The sequence below is a fragment of the Yersinia sp. 2542 StPb PI genome (genome assembly GCF_048593855.1).
In the GTDB taxonomy this organism is placed as follows: Bacteria; Pseudomonadota; Gammaproteobacteria; order Enterobacterales; family Enterobacteriaceae; genus Yersinia; species Yersinia enterocolitica_E.
This window is the reverse complement of record NZ_JAZGQA010000011.1, coordinates 23676-45773: the sequence shown is the minus strand read 5'-3', so window position 1 is coordinate 45773 and position 22098 is coordinate 23676. Positions and strand designations below refer to the sequence as shown.

Sequence of the window (22098 nt, the reverse complement as noted above, 5' to 3'; positions counted from 1 at the left end):
GATTAAAAATTTGTTTTTTTATTTTAATTACAGGAAGGACAAACTAGAGGTTTGGGTTCGCGCGGGATTACATAAGGGGCCACGCTTATGGCCCCTTTGCCGGTTGGTTCATTGGAGGTCAGGTGAGCTGTGAAGCCCTAACAGCCGAATATGATCACTAAACAGCTAACAACCAAATTGGTCACAAAATCAAAAGAATAATCTTAATTCCGCCGCTCAAACGCCAGTGCTCTGCGTTCCACCAATCTCATCAGCAACGTTAGCAAACCATTCACGCACAGATAGACAATCCCGGCGGCACCAAACACCATCACGTCATAGGTACGGCCATACATCAGTTGGCTATAGCCCATAACTTCCATCAATGTGATGGTATAAGCCAATGAGGTACTTTTGAATACCAAGACCACCTCATTGGAATAGGATGATAATGCGCGCTTAAAGGCAAATGGCAGTAGGATGCGTAACGACTGGGCTTTTGACATCCCCAATGCTTCGCAAGATTGCCATTGACCCGATGGAATTGCCCTAACTGCACCGTAGAACAGTTGCGTAGTATAGGCCGCACTGTTCAATGCCAACGCAATCATTGCGCACAACCAAGGTTGCGACAATAAGCTCCATAACCACGGATATTCACGGATAGCAGGGAATTGACCTGGACCGTAATAGATCAAAAAGATCTGCACCAGCAGCGGGGTGCCGGTGAACAGTGTGATATAAATTTTAACCAGTGGCGTGATAATCGGTGTTTTTAGCGTTAACACAATGGTAAACAGCAGCGACAACACCAGTGCCACCAACAGTGATGCAATCGTCAACGTCAGGCTGGTATGCAGCCCTTTAAGGATCTCGGGTAAATATTCCAGCATCAGGATGGGCTCCGTTCAAAACGAGTGGTACGGAGTTCAATCCATTTGAGCACATACTGGCTCAGCAGAGTCACCACCAAGTAGATTGCCGCTGCAATTACATACCAAGTGAAAGGTTCCTGGGTCCGGGTTGCAATACTTTTGGTTTGTAGCATCAGGTCATTGACGCTGATAAGCGACACTAACGCCGTATCTTTCAGCAACACTAACCACTGATTGCCCAAGCCTGGCAATGCATGACGCCACATCTGCGGCATGATTAAACGGAAGAAGATGGCCGCCTGACTCAAACCCAATGCCTGACCTGACTCCCACTGCCCGATAGGCACTGCTTTCAGTGCGCCGCGTAAGGTTTGCGAGGCGTAAGCAGAATAGAGCAGGGCGAGTGCGATAACACCACACAAGAACGGACTCACCTCAAAATTATCGATATTGAGCTTAATGGGTAGCTCAAACAGATAAAGATTTAGGGTAAAACCGTCCGACAGCATCATCAACAACTGGGAGGAGCCGAAATAGATAAACAGGACCACCAGAATCTCCGGTAGCCCACGCAAAATGGTGACCCAGCCGGTAGTCAGGTAGCTGACCACTTTCACCCGTGATGATTCACAGACGGCAAACAGCATCGCCAGAACCAGACCGAGGGCCAGTGCACAAACGGCAAGGCCGACGGTCATACCGGCGGCGCTTGCTAAAGGTTGAAATTCATTCATGGGTGCTTAGATTACTGCTGGAACCATTTTTTATAAATTGTCTGATAGGTGCCATCTGCTTTAACTTTCGCCAGTGCAGCATCTAACTTACCCTGTAACTCGGTGTTGTTCTGACGCACTGCGATACCTAAACCGGTACCGAAATAGTCAGCGTCAGTCACTTTGTCACCCACCGCAGCGAGTTGGTTATTCTGCTTCAACCACTCGTTGACGACCGCGGTGTCGCCAAATACTGCGTCCAGACGGCCATTTTTCAAATCAAGAATAGCATTCTGATAGCTGTCATAAGGTACGGCGGTAATTTCAGGGTGTTTTTCCATCAGGTATTTCTGATGGGTAGAACCATTTTGCATCCCGACGCGTTTGCCTTTCAGGGCCGCCAAATCAGCCACTTTACCTTTCTCAGCGATAAACAGTGCGGAGTTATCGTAATAAGGTTTAGTAAAGGCAACTTGTTTTTGGCGCTCAGGGGTAATGTCCATACCTGAAATCACCGCATCAAAACGTTTGAATTTCAGGCTTGGGATCAAGCTGTCAAAGGCTTGGTTGGTAAAGGTACATTCGGCTTGCATCTCTTTACACAGCGCATTAGCCAGATCGATATCGAAGCCCTGCATTTTATTATTGGCATCAATAAATTCGAATGGCGGATAAGTGGCTTCAGCCGCGAAACGGATAGTTTCCGCGGCAGAGGCGGACAGACTGATACTGGCAAGGACGGCCGCTATTATTAATTTTTTCATCGCAAATTCCCAAATAGATATCAATGTGACAGATAGCTGGCAAAAGCTTCGGTTGTTGGTTGTGTAAAGTGGCTGGCATCACCTTGTTCCACCACATGACCGTTTTCCATGTAAACCACACGGCTGGCCGTTTTACGGGCCACTTCAACCTCATGGGTAACAATCACCTGAGTGATGCCGGTGCCGGCCAATTCACGGATGATACTGACGATTTGTGCGGTAATCTCCGGGTCAAGTGCCGCTGTGGGTTCGTCAAACAGCAAAACTTGCGGCTCCATCATCAACGCGCGGGCAATCGCTACTCGCTGTTGTTGGCCACCAGAAAGGTGCAGGGGGAAGCGGTCAGCAAAATCAGTCAAACGCAACCGTGACAGCAGCTTCTGCGCACGTGCCATGGCTTCATCTTTTGATAGACCCAGCACACGGCAAGGGGCTTCAATCAGGTTTTGTACCACTGACAGATGTGGCCAAAGATTATATTGCTGAAAGACCATACCCACATTCTGGCGCAATTCGCGAATCGCTTTTGCACCGGGAGCCTGAGTAAAGTCGAAGTGATTACCGGCGATCTGCAAAGTCCCTGAACGGGGCATTTCCAACAGATTCAGTACGCGCAGTAATGAGCTTTTACCTGCACCGCTTGGCCCTAATAGCACTAAGGTCTCGCCAGCCGGGCAGTCTAATGTAATGTCGAACAGCGCCTGATGTACGCCGTAATAACAGTTAATTCCGTTAAGTTGAATACTCATGCGCCAAATCTGAATAGCCAATGATGCGGTGAATGGTAACTTCCGCGGCATACTTATGCAATCTTTGTGCGTTAAAATTTATTAATAACCAGAATAAACCCAGCAAAATAGCATAACATTTGGATTTGACTGATATCCGAGGGAATTTGTCACGCGATGCATAAATCTGACAGAGCTATCCCCGTCATCTTTCACATTGCAGGGGTGTTGGCTGCTCTCGCTAACCCGAATCACTTACCAGTGTAAGCTCATCGGGATGCACTCTTTTGCCGCCTACCTGCAATTCGAAATCTATAGGGGATACTCATTTTCTTTCAAATTACAGGGGGGTTGGCTGCTCTCGCTAACCCGAATCGCTTACCAGTGTAAGCTCATCGGGATGCACTCTTTTGCCGCCTAGCTGCAATTCGAAATCTATAGGGGATACTCATTTTCTTTCAAATTGCAGGGGGGTTGGCTGCTCTCGCTAACCCGAATCACTTGACTGTGTAAGCTCATCGGGATGCACTCTTTTGCCGCCTACCTGCAATTCGAAATCTATAGGGGATGCTCATTTTCTTTCAAATTACAGGGGTGTTGGCGGCATTTTGGGCTGGTTAGTGATCACCCAGTAGCTGCCGCAAGCTCCCTGCCGGTGCAGATACCCCCATAAAACGGATATCGTCGACAACCCAGCATGTCCCTTCACGTATCATCAGCACTTCGTCTTGCCACATCACCGATTGGCCACCCGCAGTTTGATGCGTCAAATTAACCCGCAGCGGAATATTTCTGGCATCGGTATTGGGAATGGTTGAGGCACTGGCAACGTCGGCACTGGTACTCCCTTCCCGCAGGCTGGTGAAAATATCGCCGTTTATGGTTTGAGTTTTATTCACCTGGGTCGTAGTGCGGTTGCCAATCTGTTTTCTGGCAATCTGAATTTGCTCGTACAACGCCTGACTCAAATAAGGGCGAAATTGGGCCGAGAGATTATCATCAGGTAAGCCACTTTGATGACCAATTTGTTGCACGCGGAGGTCATAGAATTTTTGCGCTACGGTATCCGGCCCACCTTCAACACAAGGTGCAGTACGGCTGCTGATATCCTTATAAGCGGGATCAACGGTGCTGGTACAGGCGCTAAGCAGAATGGCAAGAGGAAGAACAAGGGCAATATTTTTCTTTTTCATATGATGACCTTAGGTGAAAGAATCTGTTATGAAAGTTATTTCAGTATATACCCAAAGTCATCAGAGTTGCAGTTGGTCAGTAAATCAACCATTTCCACCAATTTTTACCTAGGGTGCTGTTTTACTTAGCGCATAACTTACCGTGCTCTTTCAGCCAGCGGGCGGTACGGATAATCCCTTCGTCCAGTGAGACAATGGGCCGATAGCCTAATTCTTCTTCAGCCCGGTGGGTATCCAACGTTAGATCAAAATTGAGCTTAGCGACACCATAATGTGTCAGCACCGGCTCTTTTTCTGCTTTATTTCCCAGTTTCTCCATGGCTCTGGCCATGATATCCATCATCGGGTAGGGCACGGAGCGGATACGGCATGTCATATCCAACTCTTCCAGTAAATGTTGCACGATGGTGCGCAATGGGCGGGGCTGCTGATTGGTAATATTATAAGCGCGACCGGACAGCGTGTTCTCACGTTGAGTCGCCAGCCACATCGCATGCACTGCATTTTCCAGGTAAGTCATATCCACCAACGCATCACCGCCACGGGGTAACAGCAAAGTGCCATAATACTTAATCATCTGTAACAGGCGCGGCAGCATCACGGTGTCGTGAGGGCCAAATAACCCCTGCGGGCGTAAAATAGTGAAATGTGTTTGTGGATTGGAAAGTGCTAATTGTTTGATAACCTCTTCACCGGCAGCTTTACTGCGGGCGAACTCGTTAGCAAAACGTGCCGGGCGGAAGTCCTCCTGAATATTTCGATGGTGGTGATAATCGAAATAAATAGCCGGTGAGGAGATATGAATAAAATTCTCCACACCATAGGCTGCGGCCCATTCCCCCAAACGGCGTGTGGCGCGCACATTAGCCAGTTCGAACGCCTGTTCGGTGCCCCAAGGAGAGGTAAAACTAGAGCAATGCCATAGGGTATCGACGTCTGCCAGCATGGCTTTCGCCTGCGAGGAGACCAGGTTTGTCAAATCTGCATGAATAAATTCAGCACCTATTTTTGTCAACAATGCGCCCATCGCCGGATTGTTGCCGGTAGCGATGACTTTAATACCCTGACGACGGAGATATTCAACGGCATTTCGGCCTAACCCACAGGTTGCACCGGTGACCAATACCTTCATAGCGAATTCGGTTCCCACCAAAAATCAGAATGCTAGCGTTTGGAATCATTCGCCCAGCAAATAAGATGCCATTCTTTCGTGAAATGCGGTGCTATGCAATCAGAATCCCCTGCTTACTTGAATTTGCAGCGTTATTAGCTGCAACGCCCATTAAATAGGGGATGCATCACGCCGTTTGATTTAAGGCTCTGATTCGTTGTGCGCGGGTGCGGTAGGTTCACGATCATATTGCTCGGCCAGCGCCGCGATGCGTTTTGCCATTCCACGGAAAATAAACAGGTGTGCTGGCATCATGACAAACCAGTACAGTAAACCGCTAAAACCGGCCGGATGCCACCACGCCCGCACATCAATGCTTCGGCAGCCACCTAAATCCTTGATAGTAAAAGTGAGACGGCCCAGACCCGGCGCTTTCATGCCGAACATCATGGCTAACTGGCGTAATGGTTTGATCGTAATGACTTTCCAACCATCAATCAGGTCACCTAATGCCAGTGTTTCCCGCTCTGGGCGGCCATATACCACGCCACCACCGGCGATGTCATCCATCCAGGCGCGGACTTTCCATAACGGATTACCATAAAAATAACCTTCTTTACCGCCGATTTGTTGCACCACGTGCCACAACGCCTCGCTGGAGGCGGTGGTCGATAGCTGGCAACCGGCCTGTTTAGGGTAAAATCCGTAGCCGGGCCGCCAGCGGGCGCGGGCCTCGGGGTCGTAGCCCCAATCGGCGGAGTCGACCACTTCATCTTCACGGCGCAGTGTCTCTTTGACCGCGTCGTCAAAACTTATCAGCTGTTGTGGGATAAGCGCCTGCAAAGCTTCACCATTGGCTGGTAAATCATGGTTCAATCCGGCAATCAATGCACTGGCAATCGGCGTGGGTACCGAGGTGACCAGATTGATGAAATAAACCGAAATAAACCGGGTAGGGAGTGGGATCGGTATCAGCCAACGCCGTTTACCACTGATCGCAATAAAGCGCTCAAACAGGGTCTGATAACTGATGTATTCCGGCCCGGCAACCTCGAAAATTCGGTTATCTTGTGCCGGATGGTTGAGTAATTCAGTCAAATACACCAGCAGGTTATCCAGTGCAACGGGCGACGATTTAGAACGAACCCAGCGTGGCGGGGTGAGGATGGGCAGGTTATAAACCATATCGCGCATCACTTCAAACGCGGCCGAACCGGGGCCGACGATAATACTGGCCCGTAGTTCGGTGACCGGAATGCCGCTTTGGCGCAGCAGCTCACCGGTTAACTTGCGCGCAATCAGATGAGGCGAGCTGTTATCCTCGGGTTGTAAGGCACCTAAATAAATAATCTGTTTCACCGTGGACGATGAGGTTGCGGCGCTGTGTTGTAGCGCCGTTTTCAGATTATTAGCAGCAATACGTTCCTGTTCAATCAAGTCCTGCCCGTCGCCCATACCATGAACCAGATAATAAACAACATCAATATCTTGCAACGCAGCACTGAGGGTGGCTGGCTGATAAAGATCAACAAAGTGACAATCGACTCCCGGCCACTGTTGCTCTTTTAACCACTCAATGCGGCGGGCGGCGGCAATGACATGGTGTCCTTGTTGGCTAAGCTTTGGAACCAGGTGCTGGCCGATATAGCCACTGGCACCTAATACCAATATCCGTTGCGGTGTCATGAGCGCTGTTCGGTCAAAAATTCACGCCACAGTGCAACCACTTTCTCCAGATCATGGCGGCTGATATTAAGGTGAGTAATCATTCGAGTTACCGGGCCTGCACTGATCAATACACCGCGTTCACGCATCCAAGGGCCAAGCTTGGCGGCAGCCTCGGCGGATTGCTTAATATACAGTACGTTGGTCTGTGCTCCGGGTGCTGCAATTTCGATATCCAATGCGCGCAGTTGCTGCTCTAGCCATATTGCATTGTCATGGTCATCTTTTAACCGGCTGACATTGTGCTCTAAGGCATACAAGCCTGCCGCGGCCAGAATACCCGCTTGACGCATACCGCCACCGGTCATTTTACGCCAGCGGCGGGCGCGTTGAATATACTCAGCACTGCCGCACAACAGGGAACCCACCGGTGTGCCCAACCCTTTTGAGAGGCAAATCGTCAGGGTATCGCAATACTGGCTGATCTCGCTTAGTGGCACATTTAAGGCGACGGCAGCATTAAAAATACGTGCGCCATCGATATGCAGTGCCAGTTTCTTCTCTCGAGTCAGCGCCCAGGCTTGCTGTAAATAACGAAGAGGCAACACTTTGCCGCTATGGGTATTTTCCAAACTCAACAGCCGGGTCTGAGCAAAATGAATATCATCGGGTTTGATGGCTGCCAACACTTTATCCAGTGGCAGGGTACCGTCATCATTGGCTTCAATAGGTTGTGGCTGAATGCTACCAAGCACCGCCGCGCCACCGGCTTCATACAGATAGTTATGGGCTTTCTGACCGACAATATACTCTTCACCCCGCTGGCAGTGGGTTAATAGTGCCACCAAATTGGCCTGGGTGCCGGTTGGCAGGAACAGTGCCGCCTCCTTACCTGACAGGCTGGCGGCTTTAGCTTCCAAGGCATTAACCGTTGGGTCATCGCCATAGACATCATCACCCACTTCAGCGTTAGCCATCGCATTGCGCATTGCGGTGTCAGGTTGAGTTACTGTGTCACTACGTAAATCGATCAGCATAATTTTCTCGCGGTCAGAATAAGAAGATATTCTTCATCATAGCCAGATTGATAAAACAAGAAAGGAGTGAAAGGTATTATTTAGCTATTTGGTGAGTAATATTTATCGTGATAACTGATAATTAATTCGAATCGGCATTATTGGCTGATTTATTAGGATTTTTCTCGCTGAGCATAGACCAAACACGAAGATGTATTAATTTCCTCCAGGCATTTGCCTTGTTTATCGGTAAAAAAACGCGTTTCCAGTTCGTGGGCATCAGCCTTATCCAATAATATGAAACCGTATTGCTCCAACAAGGTATCTATGCCGCGGGTAGTGATACCAAACGTCCACTCTTCGCCAATACTGCGCACACGTTCAACACTCTCTTTTGCGCCATATTCCGGGTTGTGCTGGGGTAAGCCTTCTTCGTCGGTTAATACCGAGAGTTCCGTCAACAGATGAGCATAAACAAAGTCGCAGATAATTTGGCTACCTTCATTGCAGTAGTCACTTATGGCACTAAACAGTGTTTTTACCTGTTCTGGCTCGAGATACATCAATAACCCCTCCAGCAGAAACAGGCATTTTTCACCCGCTTGTAACGGGATATCCGCCAGAATGTCCGCCAGACTTTGCAGATTAAAATCAAGGGGTAAAAAAGTTAGATTGGTAGGTGGGGTGATATCACACTCACGGAGTTTCTCTATTTTAGATTGTTGCATGGCTGGATGATCTATCTCATAAACCCGGCTATGTTGCAGTGCGTGATAGAAACGAATCGCTCTTGAATCAAAGCCCGCACCCAGAATAAATATTTTACTAAATCGACCTGCGGTTTTCTTAAATAGATCATCGATATACAAGGTTCTGGCGACAATATAAGGGTAAATTCCTGCCGGGGTAGCGATATGTAAACTATCATCGCCCAATAGAAAGGTTTTCTGCATCATAGAAAAGAATGAATGGAAGGTCTGGCTTAGAATAACCGCCACGTAATCATCACTTTTAAAATAAGGCCGTTTATCACCGTATGACTTTGCCCGCAGTAAACAGGTTAATTCAGCCGTAGCCGAAGTCCCTGATTTGGTTCTCTTTGACATAATGACACCACCATAAATAAAGTTAGCGTGCTGCTTATATAGCTACTAACAATTATCCTGATAAATAATGGCAACCACTGATTAAAAGACAGTACGCCTCTATTTGCTATTTTGCTGGGTGACGAGTAAAAAATGTCGTTTATGACACATAAAATATAAGGATAATTTCTGTCTCAATCAGGAACTGAAGGGGGGGAACAATGAAAGTGATTAAATAACCACTTTCATTGCTAATTATTCTGTTACCAGATGGCTTTGGGAATCAGCGGAGCCAGTTGGTTTTTGCCAGCTCGACCACCTCATCGCCACGGCCATTAATGATAGCCCTTAGCATGTAAAGGCTGAATCCTTTGGCTTGCTCAAATTTGATTTGTGGTGGCATCGCTAGCTCTTGCTTGGCGGTGACCACATCGAGCAAAACCGGCCCCGGATGAGCGAAAGCACTCTCCAGTGCGGCATCTAATTCGCAGGCTTTCTCGACCCGAATCCCTTTGATACCGGCGGCATTGGCAATGGCGGCAAAGTCTGGGTTATGCAAGTCAGTGCCATCGGTCAGATAGCCACCGGCTTTCATCTCCATGGCGACAAACCCCAGAACACTGTTGTTAAACACCACAATTTTCACCGGCAGTTTTAATTGTGCCAGCGTGAGAAAATCCCCCATCAGCATGGTGAAACCACCGTCACCGCATAAGGCAACCACTTGTCTGTCAGGGGCCGTTGCTTGCGCGCCAATGGCTTGCGGCATGGCATTGGCCATCGATCCATGGTTAAACGATCCCAGTAAACGCCGCTTACCGTTCATTTCCAGATAGCGGGCCGCCCATACCGTCGGTGTGCCGACATCACAGGTGAATATTGCGTCATCAGTGGCATGGCGGCTAATCTGTTGTGCCAGATATTGCGGGTGGATGGGTTGATTATCATTGGCGGTTGCCAAACCATCCAGATCTTTACGGGTGGTACGGTAGTGCTCTAACGCTTTTTGCAAAAATGTGCTGTCACTTTTGACTTCTAGTTGTGGCAACAGCGCGCTAAGCGTGGTTTTGATATCGCCGACCAACGCCATATTGACCGGGCAATGTGCACCAATACTGCCGGGGTTGATATCAATTTGGATGATATTGGCGTTGGTTGGATAGAATGCACGGTAGGGGAATTGTGTTCCCAGCAGAATCAGGGTATCGGCATTGAGCATGGCATGATAGCCGGAGGCAAAACCAATCAGCCCTGTCATGCCAACGCTGTAAGGGTTATCCCACTCAATATGTTCTTTCCCGCGCAGGGCATGTACTACCGGGGCTTGCAGCATTTCAGCTAATTTCACCACTTCATCGTGGGCGTCAGCACAGCCGCTACCACACATTAGCGTGATATTTTTCGCCTGATTAAGCGTTTGCGCCAAAATGTTCAACTCACTCATCAGCGGCTGAACTAGCGGTAATTTGGGGGTTTGCCACACGATGGCGGCATCTTCTGGTGCAGGTTGTAACGCCACGTCACCTGGCAATACGATCACTGAAACGCCGCGATTGAGGATGGCTTGACGCATGGCGATTTCCAGCACCCGTGGCAGCTGTTCCGGGTTAGAAACCAGCTCACAATAGTGGCTGCATTCGCGAAACAGTTCTTGCGGATGGGTTTCCTGGAAATAACCACTGCCAATCTCACTGGAGGGAATATGTGCGGCAATAGCCAATACGGGGACATGATTACGATGACAGTCAAACAGGCCATTAATCAAATGCAAATTACCCGGGCCACAGGAGCCGGCACAGACTGCTAACTGCCCGGTGAGTTGTGCCTCAGCCCCGGCGGCAAAGGCGGCCACCTCTTCATGGCGAGTACCCAGCCATTCGATAGTGCCCATCCGATGCAGACTATCACTCAGGCCATTGAGCGAGTCGCCGGTTACACCCCATATTCGCTTAACACCTGCTTGTTCCAACGTTTTTGCGACCAGTGTTGCCACAGTTTGCTTCATAGTTGTGTTCCCTCAAGGATTAATGGCGAGTCATTATTCTATGAGGTCAAAGTATGGCGCGTTTGGCAATAATTGCGCCATTAATGGGGGCTAATCGGCATTCAGGCCAGTTGGACATCACCTTGTAACTGGCAGCTACAAGCTAACACATAACCTTGAGCAATCTCTTCTGCTGTCAGCGTCATGGTGCTGCTGGTGGTATATTTGCCATGCAGAATACGGGTTTTACAAGAACCACAAACACCCGCGCGGCAGGCGGCCATCACTGGTACTTTGTGTTGTTCCAAGGCGAATAGCAGGGACGTACCCACCGGGACTTTAACACTGCGCAAAGGATGGCTGATGGTCATCGTCAATTCATTACCGCTATCGACAGCGTCATCACGGGTGCGGAACTGCTCTTTCTGGAAATGATCTGCTGGAACTGATTGTTCGCGGCAATACTGCTCAACCCAATCCATATAGGGCGCGGGTCCACAAGTCATCACCCGGCGGTGGGCAATGTCAGGTGCTACCTGTTGCATTATTTGTGCATTGATTCTGCCTGCAACGAACCCATCGCTGGCCTCTGATTCAGCCATCAATGTGAGCTGTAATTGTTGTGGATAGCGCTGTAACAAGGCTTGCCAGCTAGCGGCAAAAATGACATCTGCTGGTGAGCGCACATTAAATATCACCCGGATATCTGCTTGTGCACGCCGTGCCAGTAAGTCACGACACATCGACATCACGGGAGTGACACCACAGCCAGCAGCTAGCATCAGGTAGTGGTCATCATCAGCGTGAGCACAAGTAAAATCGCCCTGAGCATCGGAAAGCCACAGGTAATCCCCCACCTTGACTTGCTGGGTCAACCAGCGTGATCCTTCCCCATCCGCTAAACAGCGCACGGTGAGCTGGATAAACGGACTTAAACCGGGTGTCGAGGAAAGCGTATATGCCCGCAGAGTTTCATCACTATTGCGAATGCTTACCAAGGCATATTGGCCCGGTAAATAAGGATAAAAATCGTGATTAATTAACCGCAGGCTCCAGACATCGGGTGTTTCTTGCCAGATGGAATGAACTTGCATGCGGTTAGGGCACAGGGCGGTAGGACAGTCGGTTGGGATAAAATCAGCGGTTGGGATAAAATCAGTCATCAAAACCTCACAACGAATCAGGTCATTTTCGGGCAAAAAAGCCATTAATAGTGCCCGACCAGTGGCAATAAACCACTCTGGCCGGGCAACGTGCCATTACTTAATGAGCCAAAATATCGACTTAATTCCCCAAAATCGCACTCATATCTTGCTCTACGGTGGTAATAGGACGCATACCAAATTTCTCGTAGAGGATGGCCATCAGGTTGTCAGTCAGGAAACCTGGCGCGGTCGGGCCGGTATAAATATTTTTGACACCCAATGACAACAGGGTCAGGAGAATGACAATAGCTTTCTGTTCAAACCATGACAGTACCAGACTGAGTGGCAGGTCATTGACGGTACAACCCAGTTTTTCTGATAATTTAACCGCCAGCATGATGGCGGAGTAAGCATCATTACACTGGCCGACATCCAGCAGGCGTGGCAAGCCTTCCAAGGTACCAAAATCCAGTTTGTTGAAGCGATATTTGCCGCAAGCCAGTGTCATGATGATGCAATCTTGTGGCACACTGCGGGCAAAATCAGTGAAATAGCTACGTTCTGTACGGCTACCGTCACATCCCCCGACCAGGAATACATGACGCAGCTTTTTAGTGGCGACCAAATCAATAACGGTATCTGCCGCATTCAGCAAGGTCTGGCGGCCAAAACCGACAGTAATCAGGTGTTCCAGCTCATTATACGGGAAGCCAGCCATCCCCAATGCCTGTTCAATGACGCGGGTGAAATCCTCCCCATCCAGGTGATTAACACCCGGCCAGCCAACAATACTGCGGGTCCAAATACGATCACCGTAATTGCCTACGTTCGGGTCAATGATACAGTTAGATGTCATTAGGATCGGACCGGGGAATTTGGCGAATTCGGTCTGCTGATTCTGCCAGCCACTGCCGTAGTTACCCACCAGATGTGGATAGCGTTTTAACTCAGGGTAGCCGTGAGCAGGCAGCATTTCACCGTGGGTATAAATATTAACGCCGGTTCCCTGAGTTTGCTCCAACAGCATTTGTAAGTCTTTGAGATCATGACCGGAGATCAAGATAGCTTTACCGGCAACCGGGCGCACATTCACCGATGTTGGCTGCGGATCGCCATAGGCTTGGGTTTCGCCGTGGTCCAAAATGGCCATCACATTGAAGTTCATTTTGCCAATACCCATTGCATTATTCAGTAGCGTGTCGACATCACGCGGTTGGGTACCCAACCAGGCCATATAAGCATGATAATCAGCATAAATCTGCTCATCGAACTGCCCCAGGACATGGGCATGTTCCATATAGGCCGCCGCCCCCTTCAGTCCATACAAACACAGCATGCGCAAGCCGTGGATATCGTCACCGACGTCAGCTTTATCGTTGTTCAGCGCAAATTGCAGCGATTGTTGTTGCAGGGTAGGGATATCGTCGGACAGTAGTTGTAGCTCAGCCAGTGGGTGATCAACCGTGATAGTGCTATCAAGCAAGCGGCAACGAATGGCCAGTGATTGGCGCAATAAGATGGCTTCTTTCGCGTAACCGACGATTCTGTCTGAGTCGAAATTCACATTGGTCAGGGTCGAGAAAAAAGCTCTGGGTGCAAAGCTATCAATCTGATGATCGATAATACCAAGTTCGCGGGCGGTCAATGCCCATGCGGAAAGCCCTTGCAGTACAGCAACTAATAGGTCTTGTAAATCAGAGGTTTCGGCGGTTTTCCCGCACATCCCCTGCGCGTAAGAGCAGCCGTTACCCGCAGGTGTTCGGATAGTTTGTTCACATTGCACACAGAACATAATTATTTTTCCTTTTAAAGTTGCATTTGTAATGCGTGTTTAAAAGCATAGAGGTGCACCCGAGGTTTAAAAAGGCTTTTTTAATGCAACTTTCACTTGTTTTGATTTGGCGCAACTTTTGCTGCGAATGAGAATTTATTCACTATTAGGCAGGAAGAGCGCGCAGTGAATCGGCTGATCCACTGCGCTGGGTAATAAAGTGATTAAGAAAAGAAAGCGATCAATACCGGGGCCAGTAAGCTTAGCAAGAAACCGTGGACGATAGCGGCAGGGACCATCTCCAGCCCACCACTGCGCTGCAATACTGGCAAGGTGAAGTCCATAGAAGTGGCGCCACATAAGCCAAGCGCCGTGGAGCGGCTACTGCGGACTAAGGTTGGAATCAGCATGATGGCTACTAATTCACGCGCCAAATCGTTAAAGAATGCGGCACTACCAATTACTGGGCCGAACGCATCAGTCAGCAAAATACCAGACAGTGAATACCAACCAAAGCCAGAGGCCATCGCCAGCCCGGTTTTAACCGGCAAACCGATCAGTAGTGCAGCAAGCATACCACCGAGTAAGGCACTGATTGCTACCACAAATGCCACCATGGTGCCACGGCGGTTCAACACTATCTGGCGCAGTGTCATACCACTGTTACGCAATTGAATCCCCACTAAGAACAGCAGGAAAATCAGTGCCAACTCGCTGCCTTTGGCGGCAAACTGCAACCACTCCCATTGGCTTAGACCCAACAGGAAGCCAACAATGACCACGCCGCACAGTTTTAATGACTCTAGTGCCATATGCAGCCGTGAGGGTAATGCTTCCTGCCGATGAGTATTCTTCCACGGTATTTTGCGTTCGAGCAAAAACAGTGCGAGCAAATTGGCACAAAAAATACACAGAAAAAAGATGCCGGTGTACTGGAAAATGAGCAGCAGGTTAGCGCTGAGGTTTTCCAAAAAGGCCAGGCTGATCCCCATAAAAAATAAAATAACGTAAACCATCCAGCTTAATAGACGGTTGATTAATTGAATTAATGGTTTGCGACTAAGTGGGATCAGATAACCAATAATTAACGGCAAAAGTATGATCAACAATCCTGAATACACGAGTTATACCGTCCTATACCCTTCTTCATTGACGTTACTGTGGTGTTAGCTGCACTTGCCCACCCGAATCACTTATCGATGTAAGCTCATCGGAATGAATGAACCTCCTTGAGACTCACCCTGTGAACGAGCATGAATGTTGTGCAAATCGGTTCGAGACCGATTAATCATTCGTTTGTGGACTTGTTGTAACGCCAATGACTTTGGTTATCATGAGCAGATGAATAATGAGCTGTGGCGCAATAAGCTATCTAAAATCAGAGACAGAGTAAAGCAGTACGCACGGGCCGCGGCACTTGACCCGTAAGGTTTTTTTGCGTCTGGCGTCAAGACAATCGACTATGATTGCTGAGTTAACAGTGTTATCTGTAGTATCAGTATGAATAAATTCGCACCGGAGGCGTAGCATGTATCTTGAACGTGTTGATATTGTCGGTTTTCGCGGTATTAATCGTATTTCATTGAGCCTTGACGATAATACTGTGCTGATCGGTGAGAACGCCTGGGGTAAATCCAGCTTATTAGATGCGCTCACGCTGCTGTTGTCTCCCGAACCTCAACTCTATCATTTTACCGTGCAGGATTTTTATTATCCGGCAGGGGACGAGACGGCTAAAGAGCGCCATTTACAGGTTATTTTTACCTTTTGTGAGAAAGACATTGGTCATTGGCACTCCCCACGTTACCGCCATTTAGCCCCATTATGGATAAAAAATGATGATGGTCTGCATCGTATTTATTATCGGGTCGAGGGGGAACTGGCTGATGATGGCACGGTGTGTACCTGGCGTACGTTCCTTGATTTAGAAGGCCAGCCACTGTCTTTGCACGATATTGAGAAGTTGGCACGTGGCGTTATTCGTATCCACCCGGTATTGCGATTGCGTGATGCGCGCTTTATGCGCCGGCTCCGTAGCAGCACTGAAAACAGCCATGCACCTGATAAAGTGGCGTTGAACCAGCAATTGGATCAATTAAGCCGTGAGTTGGTCCGTAACCCACAGAAACTGACTAATTCAGAATTACGCCAGGGCTTGGAGGCGATGCGCCAACTGCTGGAACACTACTTTGCCGAGTCTGGATCGCAGTCCGCCGGTTTGCGTAATCACCGTTATCGGCCACAACCGGAACGTGAAGCCTGGCTGGCCCTCGACAATATAAACCGGATGGTGGCTGAGCCGAACAGCCGCAGTATGCGGTTGATACTTTTAGGGATGTTTTCAACGTTATTACAGGCTAAAGGGCCATTGAGTCTCGATCCCCATTCTCGGCCATTGCTACTGGTAGAAGACCCTGAAACCCGCTTGCATCCGATAATGCTGTCCGTCGCCTGGGGGTTGCTCAGCCAGCTCCCTCTGCAACGGATTACCACGACAAATTCCGGTGAGTTAGTGTCATTAGTGCCGATAGAGAGCATTTGCCGATTGGTGCGCGAATCGGCAAAAGTCGCGACTTATCGTATTGGCTCTCGTGGCATGAGCCCTGAAGATAGCCGCCGTATCGCTTTCCATATTCGTTTCAATCGGCCCTCAGCCCTGTTTGCCCGTTGCTGGCTGCTGGTGGAAGGTGAAACAGAGATCTGGTTACTCAATGAGTTTGCTCGCCAGTGTGGTTACCACTTTGAAGCTGAAGGGGTAAAAGTGATTGAGTTCGCTCAGAGTGGTTTGCGCCCGCTGCTTAAGTTTGCCAACCGGATGGGCATTCAATGGCATGTTCTGACTGATGGCGATGATGCCGGTAAAAAGTATGCCGCCACGGTGCGTAATATGGCGGACAACGGGCGCGATCATGAACGGGATCGTCTGACTATATTGCCAGCACCAGATATGGAACACTTTTTATATCGCGCTGGTTTTGATGATGTCTATCATCGGATCTCAGCAATTCCTGCCAATGCCAAAATGCAGCCGCGTAGGGTGATTGAAAAGGCGATTCACCGTACCTCCAAGCCGGATCTGGCTATTGAGGTTGCCAGTCAGGCCAAAGAGAGGGGGGTAGAATCTGTCCCCCTATTACTGAAAAAAATGTTCTCTCGCGTAGTTTGGCTGGCGCGTGGTCGAGCCGATTAGCACCAGATCACTTCAATACGGATCACGCCACGTCGTGAGTAAAATGCGCGGCTAACGCACCCTCCAGTTGTGCAAGTAACTCATAGCGGCGGCGATATTCTGCCCGTTTTTTGCTAGCAATATCTTCAATCGGTTTACGCGCGATTTTGGTTGGTAAATTGAAATGGCCTTCTGTGCACGCTTCTCCGCCAACAGACAACCAAAAACTGTCATAGTCAGCATGCAATTTCTCTTTTTTCTTGGCCCGATAGCGCCAGTTTTGATAAATGTGCGTTTCATTCCCCACGGCTTTAATTTGTGTTATTCCCATTAACTCTGCCAGACAGCATGCGGCTTCCAATACCAAACGTTTAGGGAATAAACCATGACAAGCTTTAGTGCTGGTGTGAATTGCGCTGTGTGGTGTTCCATTATCGGCACCTTGTAACCCACCAATAAACAATGTTTTTTGCTGTTGATAGTAAAACAGGCTGAAAGTCAGCACCGCCAGCGTTTGCTGTTGCTCATTTGCCAGCATCAGCGTAATTTCTCCCTCCTTATTGAGTTTTGGAATAACACCCAAATAAAGAGAATACTTTTCCTCATTCTTGCCAATTAATTCAGCCAGTTTATAGGGCGAAGTATGCAAGTAGTTGCGACGTAATGCCGCAGGCATACATTGGTTTACCAAGAGGAAATGATCCTGTAGCACCCCCAGTTTTTGACGATTATTGAGCGTGTTAGTCAGATAAGGACGATGCAACTTACAAGGCAAATCGGGTTGTGCGCGCAGTATACTGTTTAGTAACGGTTGTTTTACCAGTACACCCAATAAACGAAAGGTCAGTTTTGGGCTGATAAGGGTCCGGGCGATAAATTTAAGCCGAAACTGCAACTTTTGCCATGAGCCGCCCAGAGCCTGACTACCTTTGAATAGCAATGTAATTAACCCCCAACGGTTAATATTGTTGGGGATTGATGCTGTGTTATTGATGTTATGCATGATTAAATCCGTAATATCGCTGTGTTTCTGGCGCTATTCAAACAAACGGGAACTAAACAGAGGCTCAATGCATCTTAGATTTCGCCTATAGCACGGTTGTATTGATATTTGGTTTAGTTAAATGAGAATTTCTGATGCTATTTTCAGCAGATTGAAAAATTGACGAATAAGGAAGGTAATTGATTTGATGCAGTTCAGTCGCAGTCAGCGCCGATGGCTTACCATAATTGCCGTGTTAATTATCGGGGGTTTTTTCCTCATCAGACATCTGACGGCCCCAGCCCCGGTGCAATACCAAACAGTAAAAGTTGCCAATCGTGACTTGCAACAGAATGTTCTGGCAACCGGCAAACTCGATGCGGTGCGTAAAGTTGATGTGGGTGCACAGGTCAGTGGCCAGTTGGAAAAACTGTATGTGGAGATTGGCGATCAAGTTAAGCAAGGGCAATTGCTGGCGATGATCGACCCGCAACAGGCACAGAACCAAATTAAAGAAGTAGAGGCGACATTACAGGATTTGAATGCTCAGTTGGCACAGGCGAAGGCTGAAATGCAACTGGCCGCGGTCACCCTGCGCCGTCAACAGGATCTGGCAAAATTACAGGTGGTATCGCGCCAAGACTTGGATCAGGCCAGTACCACGCTGGCAGTGAAAAAAGCGCAGGTAGAGACGATTAATGCGCAAATTAATAAGACTAAAGCCAGTTTGGATACAGCCAATATTAATCTCGATTACACCAAAATTTCTGCGCCAATGGATGGCGATGTGGTGCAAATCACCACCTTGCAGGGGCAAACAGTGATCGCCGCGCAACAAGCGCCTAATATTCTGACGTTGGCGGATATGAGCACTATGTTGGTGAATGCGCAGGTATCCGAAGCGGATGTCATTCATCTTAAACCGGGGATGAAAGCCTCATTTACCGTGCTGGGTGATCCTGGGAAACACTTTGATGGGGTGTTAAAAGACATTCAACCAACACCAGAAAAAGTAAATGATGCCATTTTCTACTCGGCACGTTTTGAGGTGCCGAATCCAGATCGCTTATTGCGCCTGCAAATGACTGCGCAGGTTTCAATTCAACTTGCCAACGTAAAACAGGCAATGGTTATTCCGTTATCGGCCTTGGGTGATGAGTTAGGGACTAACCGTTATCAGGTCGCGGTGCTGAAAGACGGTAAAGAAGAGAAACGTGAAGTGACGATTGGTATCCGTAATAACGTTGATGCCCAGGTGATTTCTGGTTTGAATATCGGTGATGAGGTCATCGTTAGCCGCGGTGGCACGGAGGAGACGTAATGACGGCATTGCTTGAGTTAAAAGGCATCCGTCGTAGCTATCAGTCCGGTGAAGAGACCGTGGATGTATTGCAGGATGTCTCACTGACAATTAATGCCGGTGAGTTAGTGGCAATTATCGGCGCCTCCGGTTCGGGTAAATCGACGCTGATGAACATTTTGGGCTGTCTGGATAAGCCTAGTGCTGGTGTTTACCGCGTCGCAGGGCAGGATGTGGCGGTATTGGATAATGATGCACTCGCGGCTCTGCGCCGTGAGCACTTTGGCTTTATTTTCCAGCGTTATCATTTGCTGCCGCATCTCAGTGCTGCCCACAATGTGGAAGTCCCGGCGGTCTATGCCGGTTTGGGTAAAAATGAACGCCGCGAGCGGGCCAATATGTTACTCACCCGCCTGGGGCTGGGCGACCGTGTCGGGTACCAACCCAACCAGCTATCTGGTGGGCAGCAGCAGCGTGTCAGTATCGCCCGCGCCCTGATGAATGGTGGGCAGGTGATTTTGGCTGATGAGCCAACCGGTGCACTGGATAGTCATTCCAGCGTTGAAGTTATGGCTATTCTGAAACAGCTACAGCAGCAGGGGCACACGGTTATTATTGTGACTCATGACCCTACTGTTGCGGCTCAAGCTGAGCGGGTTATCGAAATAAAAGATGGCCGCATTATGGCGGATTCAGGCTCGAAAACGGTGCAAGCAGTGGCCGCTTCTGAGGCAATTAGTCTGACGCCACCCGCTCCATCATGGCAGCAACTGGCGGGTCGTTTCCGCGAGGCTTTATTAATGGCCTGGCGTGCGATGTCGGCCAATAAAATGCGCACGGCCTTGACCATGCTGGGCATCATTATCGGTATTGCCTCTGTTGTCTCTATCTTGGTAGTTGGGGATGCGGCCAAACAACTCGTTCTTGCTGATATCCGGGCTATTGGCACTAATACTATTGATGTTTATCCCGGCAAAGATTTCGGCGATGACGACCCCAGTACCCGGCAGGCATTGGTTTATGACGACATGGCAGCACTGAAAGCACAGTCCTACGTCAGTGCTGTATCCCCGACCATCGCAGGCAGTATGCGGCTCCGCTATGGCAATATTGATGTTGCCGCCAGCGTATCGGGGGTCAGTGAACAGTATTTCCGTGTATATGGTATGAAACTCGAACAGGGAACGGCCATTACCCGTGAGCAGGTTGAACGCCAGTCGCAAGTTGCTGTTATTGACCGTAATACCCAGCGCCGCTTGTTCCCGCATATGAAAGACGTCGTAGGGCAGGTCATCTTGGTGGGGAATATGCCTGCCACCGTGGTTGGGGTGGTAGAAGAAAAGCAATCTATGTTTGGTAGCAGTAAAGCGCTGCGAATATGGGTACCTTACAGCACCATGGCGAGCCGTCTGATGGGGCGTGCCTACTTTGATTCGATAACTATCCGCATTAAAGAGGGGTATAGCAGCAAAGAAGCTGAGCAGCAGCTAGTGCGGTTGTTGACGATGCGCCACGGCAAGAAAGACATATTCACCTATAACATGGATAGTTTGTTGCAAACGGCGGAAAAAACTACCCGTACCATGCAATTGTTCCTGACACTGGTGGCAGTAATTTCATTAGTGGTAGGGGGAATTGGGGTGATGAATATTATGCTGGTTTCGGTGACAGAACGCACTCGAGAGATCGGTATTCGCATGGCTGTAGGGGCGAGATCCAGTGATGTTATGCAGCAATTCCTAATTGAAGCGATTCTGGTTTGCCTGGTCGGTGGAGCTCTGGGTATCACGCTATCCTTTGCCATCGGTCTGGTTGTAGAGATGTTTCTGCCTAACTGGCAGATAGCTTTCCCGCCGGTTGCATTGTTCAGCGCATTTTTGTGCTCTACAGTGATAGGTGTGGTGTTTGGTTATCTACCGGCCCGCAGTGCTGCTCGACTAAATCCGATTGATGCATTAGCTCGAGAATAAATTGGCTCGAGAATAAATTAGCTGGTGAATAGATCAGTCAAAGGATTGAACTTGGTTCATATGGCCGCATATTAGAAGTATGAGAAATAAAAATGCCAGTCATCGTTGGCTGGCATTTTGAAACGTAATCGATGTTAGTAGCAACACGCCGCCCGGGAAATACCTTTGGCACCAGACTGTTTCGCTGATGGGCAGGTGCAGGCGAGTGAATGCGTGGTGTCAGGCCATTGCAGCGAGCTCCTGCGGTATGGCTTCTTGCAATAGGACATCTAACCCGAGTGGAACTATCAGGCTGGCATGGTTTCCTTTTGGTCCCTGATGGACATCAAAGTTAACCATCTGACCGGCTTTTAATGTGCGGTAGCCATCCATCTGAATAGTTGAATAGTGAGCGAAGATATCTTCGCCGCCGCCCTCAGGGCAAATAAAGCCAAAACCTTTGGCATTGTTGAACCATTTAACAGTACCCGTCTCCATACTTCTACGTTCCTCGCAAGGCTATTCTAGTTTGAGATGAGGTAATAACTGGTTAAAGTGAGCGCGAATTGGTTAAAACTCCAACAGCTCACGAAAATACACTCTAGTGGAAATGGCCTTAACGTCAAGGGGAGGGCTTTTGTCTGACCAAGGCAGTTATTCAAAGTTTGA

18 protein-coding genes are annotated in these 22098 nt (G+C 48.9%); 3 read left to right on the top strand and 15 right to left on the bottom strand.

Features of this window, described 5'->3' with window-relative positions:
* Positions 1–203: 203 nt before the first annotated feature.
* From artM to V1952_RS03045, 13 genes are all read right to left on the bottom strand, one after another.
* The gene (gene artM, locus V1952_RS03105) at positions 204–872 is read right to left on the bottom strand and encodes an arginine ABC transporter permease ArtM (protein ID WP_032899150.1); all 669 of its coding nucleotides are present in this window, start codon (positions 870–872) and stop codon (positions 204–206) included.
* Complete coding sequence (artQ, locus tag V1952_RS03100) at positions 872–1588, bottom strand: arginine ABC transporter permease ArtQ (protein ID WP_005184781.1); 717 nt, start codon at positions 1586–1588, stop codon at positions 872–874. The genes artM and artQ overlap by 1 nt, the downstream gene beginning before the upstream one ends.
* 11 nt (positions 1589–1599) lie before the next feature.
* Complete coding sequence (gene artJ / locus V1952_RS03095) at positions 1600–2331, bottom strand: arginine ABC transporter substrate-binding protein (RefSeq protein WP_005184779.1); 732 nt, start codon at positions 2329–2331, stop codon at positions 1600–1602.
* A 20-nt stretch (positions 2332–2351) separates the two neighbouring features.
* Complete coding sequence (gene artP / locus V1952_RS03090; protein WP_050074082.1) at positions 2352–3080, bottom strand: arginine ABC transporter ATP-binding protein ArtP; 729 nt, start codon at positions 3078–3080, stop codon at positions 2352–2354.
* Between the two features lie 596 nt (positions 3081–3676).
* On the bottom strand, positions 3677–4252 hold the full coding sequence (locus V1952_RS03085) for a lipoprotein (protein ID WP_420074300.1): 576 nt from the start codon (positions 4250–4252) through the stop codon (positions 3677–3679).
* A 121-nt stretch (positions 4253–4373) separates the two neighbouring features.
* Complete coding sequence (locus tag V1952_RS03080; protein ID WP_372559356.1) at positions 4374–5384, bottom strand: NAD-dependent epimerase/dehydratase family protein; 1011 nt, start codon at positions 5382–5384, stop codon at positions 4374–4376.
* A 180-nt stretch (positions 5385–5564) separates the two neighbouring features.
* The gene (locus tag V1952_RS03075; protein WP_420074299.1) at positions 5565–7049 is read right to left on the bottom strand and encodes a DUF2867 domain-containing protein; all 1485 of its coding nucleotides are present in this window, start codon (positions 7047–7049) and stop codon (positions 5565–5567) included.
* The gene (ltaE, locus tag V1952_RS03070) at positions 7046–8065 is read right to left on the bottom strand and encodes a low-specificity L-threonine aldolase (protein WP_420074298.1); all 1020 of its coding nucleotides are present in this window, start codon (positions 8063–8065) and stop codon (positions 7046–7048) included. The genes V1952_RS03075 and ltaE overlap by 4 nt, the downstream gene beginning before the upstream one ends.
* 152 nt (positions 8066–8217) lie before the next feature.
* Positions 8218–9150 (bottom strand): class I SAM-dependent methyltransferase, encoded by a 933-nt coding sequence (locus V1952_RS03065; protein WP_420074297.1) that lies wholly within the window; start codon positions 9148–9150, stop codon positions 8218–8220.
* 262 nt (positions 9151–9412) lie between these two features.
* Positions 9413–11134, bottom strand: a complete 1722-nt coding sequence (gene poxB, locus V1952_RS03060; RefSeq protein ID WP_420070957.1) for a ubiquinone-dependent pyruvate dehydrogenase — start codon at positions 11132–11134, stop codon at positions 9413–9415.
* Between the two features lie 101 nt (positions 11135–11235).
* Complete coding sequence (gene hcr, locus V1952_RS03055) at positions 11236–12207, bottom strand: NADH oxidoreductase (protein ID WP_372559922.1); 972 nt, start codon at positions 12205–12207, stop codon at positions 11236–11238.
* Positions 12208–12397: 190 nt separating this feature from the next.
* A complete protein-coding gene (hcp, locus tag V1952_RS03050) occupies positions 12398–14050 on the bottom strand; it encodes a hydroxylamine reductase (RefSeq protein ID WP_372559351.1) in 1653 nt (550 codons plus the stop codon).
* Between the two features lie 203 nt (positions 14051–14253).
* Complete coding sequence (locus V1952_RS03045) at positions 14254–15150, bottom strand: lysine exporter LysO family protein (RefSeq protein WP_083158418.1); 897 nt, start codon at positions 15148–15150, stop codon at positions 14254–14256.
* 407 nt (positions 15151–15557) lie between these two features.
* Between V1952_RS03045 and V1952_RS03040 the strand changes: the two genes are divergently transcribed.
* On the top strand, positions 15558–17219 hold the full coding sequence (locus tag V1952_RS03040; RefSeq protein ID WP_372559349.1) for an ATP-dependent endonuclease: 1662 nt from the start codon (positions 15558–15560) through the stop codon (positions 17217–17219).
* A gap of 22 nt (positions 17220–17241) precedes the next feature.
* On the opposite strand, the gene V1952_RS03035 is transcribed toward V1952_RS03040, so the two are convergent.
* Positions 17242–18201: a VirK/YbjX family protein gene (locus tag V1952_RS03035; RefSeq protein WP_372559348.1), complete on the bottom strand. Its 960-nt coding sequence runs from the start codon at positions 18199–18201 to the stop codon at positions 17242–17244.
* Between the two features lie 187 nt (positions 18202–18388).
* On the opposite strand from V1952_RS03035, the gene macA reads away from it, so the two are divergent.
* Both macA and macB read left to right on the top strand, forming a co-directional pair.
* Positions 18389–19501 carry a macrolide transporter subunit MacA gene (gene macA / locus V1952_RS03030; protein WP_193784808.1) on the top strand — a complete coding sequence of 371 codons (1113 nt, stop codon included), beginning with the start codon at positions 18389–18391 and terminating at the stop codon, positions 19499–19501.
* Complete coding sequence (gene macB / locus V1952_RS03025) at positions 19501–21450, top strand: macrolide ABC transporter ATP-binding protein/permease MacB (protein WP_083158422.1); 1950 nt, start codon at positions 19501–19503, stop codon at positions 21448–21450. The genes macA and macB overlap by 1 nt, the downstream gene beginning before the upstream one ends.
* A 219-nt stretch (positions 21451–21669) precedes the next feature.
* Here the strand turns inward: macB and cspD are convergent, their stop codons facing one another.
* Positions 21670–21927, bottom strand: coding sequence for a cold shock-like protein CspD (gene cspD / locus V1952_RS03020; protein ID WP_372559347.1), 258 nt, complete (start codon positions 21925–21927; stop codon positions 21670–21672).
* Positions 21928–22098: the final 171 nt, after the last annotated feature.

Excerpts from the sequence above, each read along its gene's own strand:
- artM (WP_032899150.1), bottom strand. The coding sequence starts at position 872 with ATGCTGGAATATTTACCCGAGATCCTTAAAGGGCTGCATACCAGCCTG.
- artQ (WP_005184781.1), bottom strand. The coding sequence starts at position 1,588 with ATGAATGAATTTCAACCTTTAGCAAGCGCCGCCGGTATGACCGTCGGC.
- artJ (WP_005184779.1), bottom strand. The coding sequence starts at position 2,331 with ATGAAAAAATTAATAATAGCGGCCGTCCTTGCCAGTATCAGTCTGTCC.
- artP (WP_050074082.1), bottom strand. The coding sequence starts at position 3,080 with ATGAGTATTCAACTTAACGGAATTAACTGTTATTACGGCGTACATCAG.
- V1952_RS03085 (WP_420074300.1), bottom strand. The coding sequence starts at position 4,252 with ATGAAAAAGAAAAATATTGCCCTTGTTCTTCCTCTTGCCATTCTGCTT.
- V1952_RS03080 (WP_372559356.1), bottom strand. The coding sequence starts at position 5,384 with ATGAAGGTATTGGTCACCGGTGCAACCTGTGGGTTAGGCCGAAATGCC.
- V1952_RS03075 (WP_420074299.1), bottom strand. The coding sequence starts at position 7,049 with ATGACACCGCAACGGATATTGGTATTAGGTGCCAGTGGCTATATCGGC.
- ltaE (WP_420074298.1), bottom strand. The coding sequence starts at position 8,065 with ATGCTGATCGATTTACGTAGTGACACAGTAACTCAACCTGACACCGCA.
- V1952_RS03065 (WP_420074297.1), bottom strand. The coding sequence starts at position 9,150 with ATGTCAAAGAGAACCAAATCAGGGACTTCGGCTACGGCTGAATTAACC.
- poxB (WP_420070957.1), bottom strand. The coding sequence starts at position 11,134 with ATGAAGCAAACTGTGGCAACACTGGTCGCAAAAACGTTGGAACAAGCA.
- hcr (WP_372559922.1), bottom strand. The coding sequence starts at position 12,207 with ATGCAAGTTCATTCCATCTGGCAAGAAACACCCGATGTCTGGAGCCTG.
- hcp (WP_372559351.1), bottom strand. The coding sequence starts at position 14,050 with ATGTTCTGTGTGCAATGTGAACAAACTATCCGAACACCTGCGGGTAAC.
- V1952_RS03040 (WP_372559349.1), top strand. The coding sequence starts at position 15,558 with ATGTATCTTGAACGTGTTGATATTGTCGGTTTTCGCGGTATTAATCGT.
- V1952_RS03035 (WP_372559348.1), bottom strand. The coding sequence starts at position 18,201 with ATGCATAACATCAATAACACAGCATCAATCCCCAACAATATTAACCGT.
- macA (WP_193784808.1), top strand. The coding sequence starts at position 18,389 with ATGCAGTTCAGTCGCAGTCAGCGCCGATGGCTTACCATAATTGCCGTG.
- macB (WP_083158422.1), top strand. The coding sequence starts at position 19,501 with ATGACGGCATTGCTTGAGTTAAAAGGCATCCGTCGTAGCTATCAGTCC.
- cspD (WP_372559347.1), bottom strand. The coding sequence starts at position 21,927 with ATGGAGACGGGTACTGTTAAATGGTTCAACAATGCCAAAGGTTTTGGC.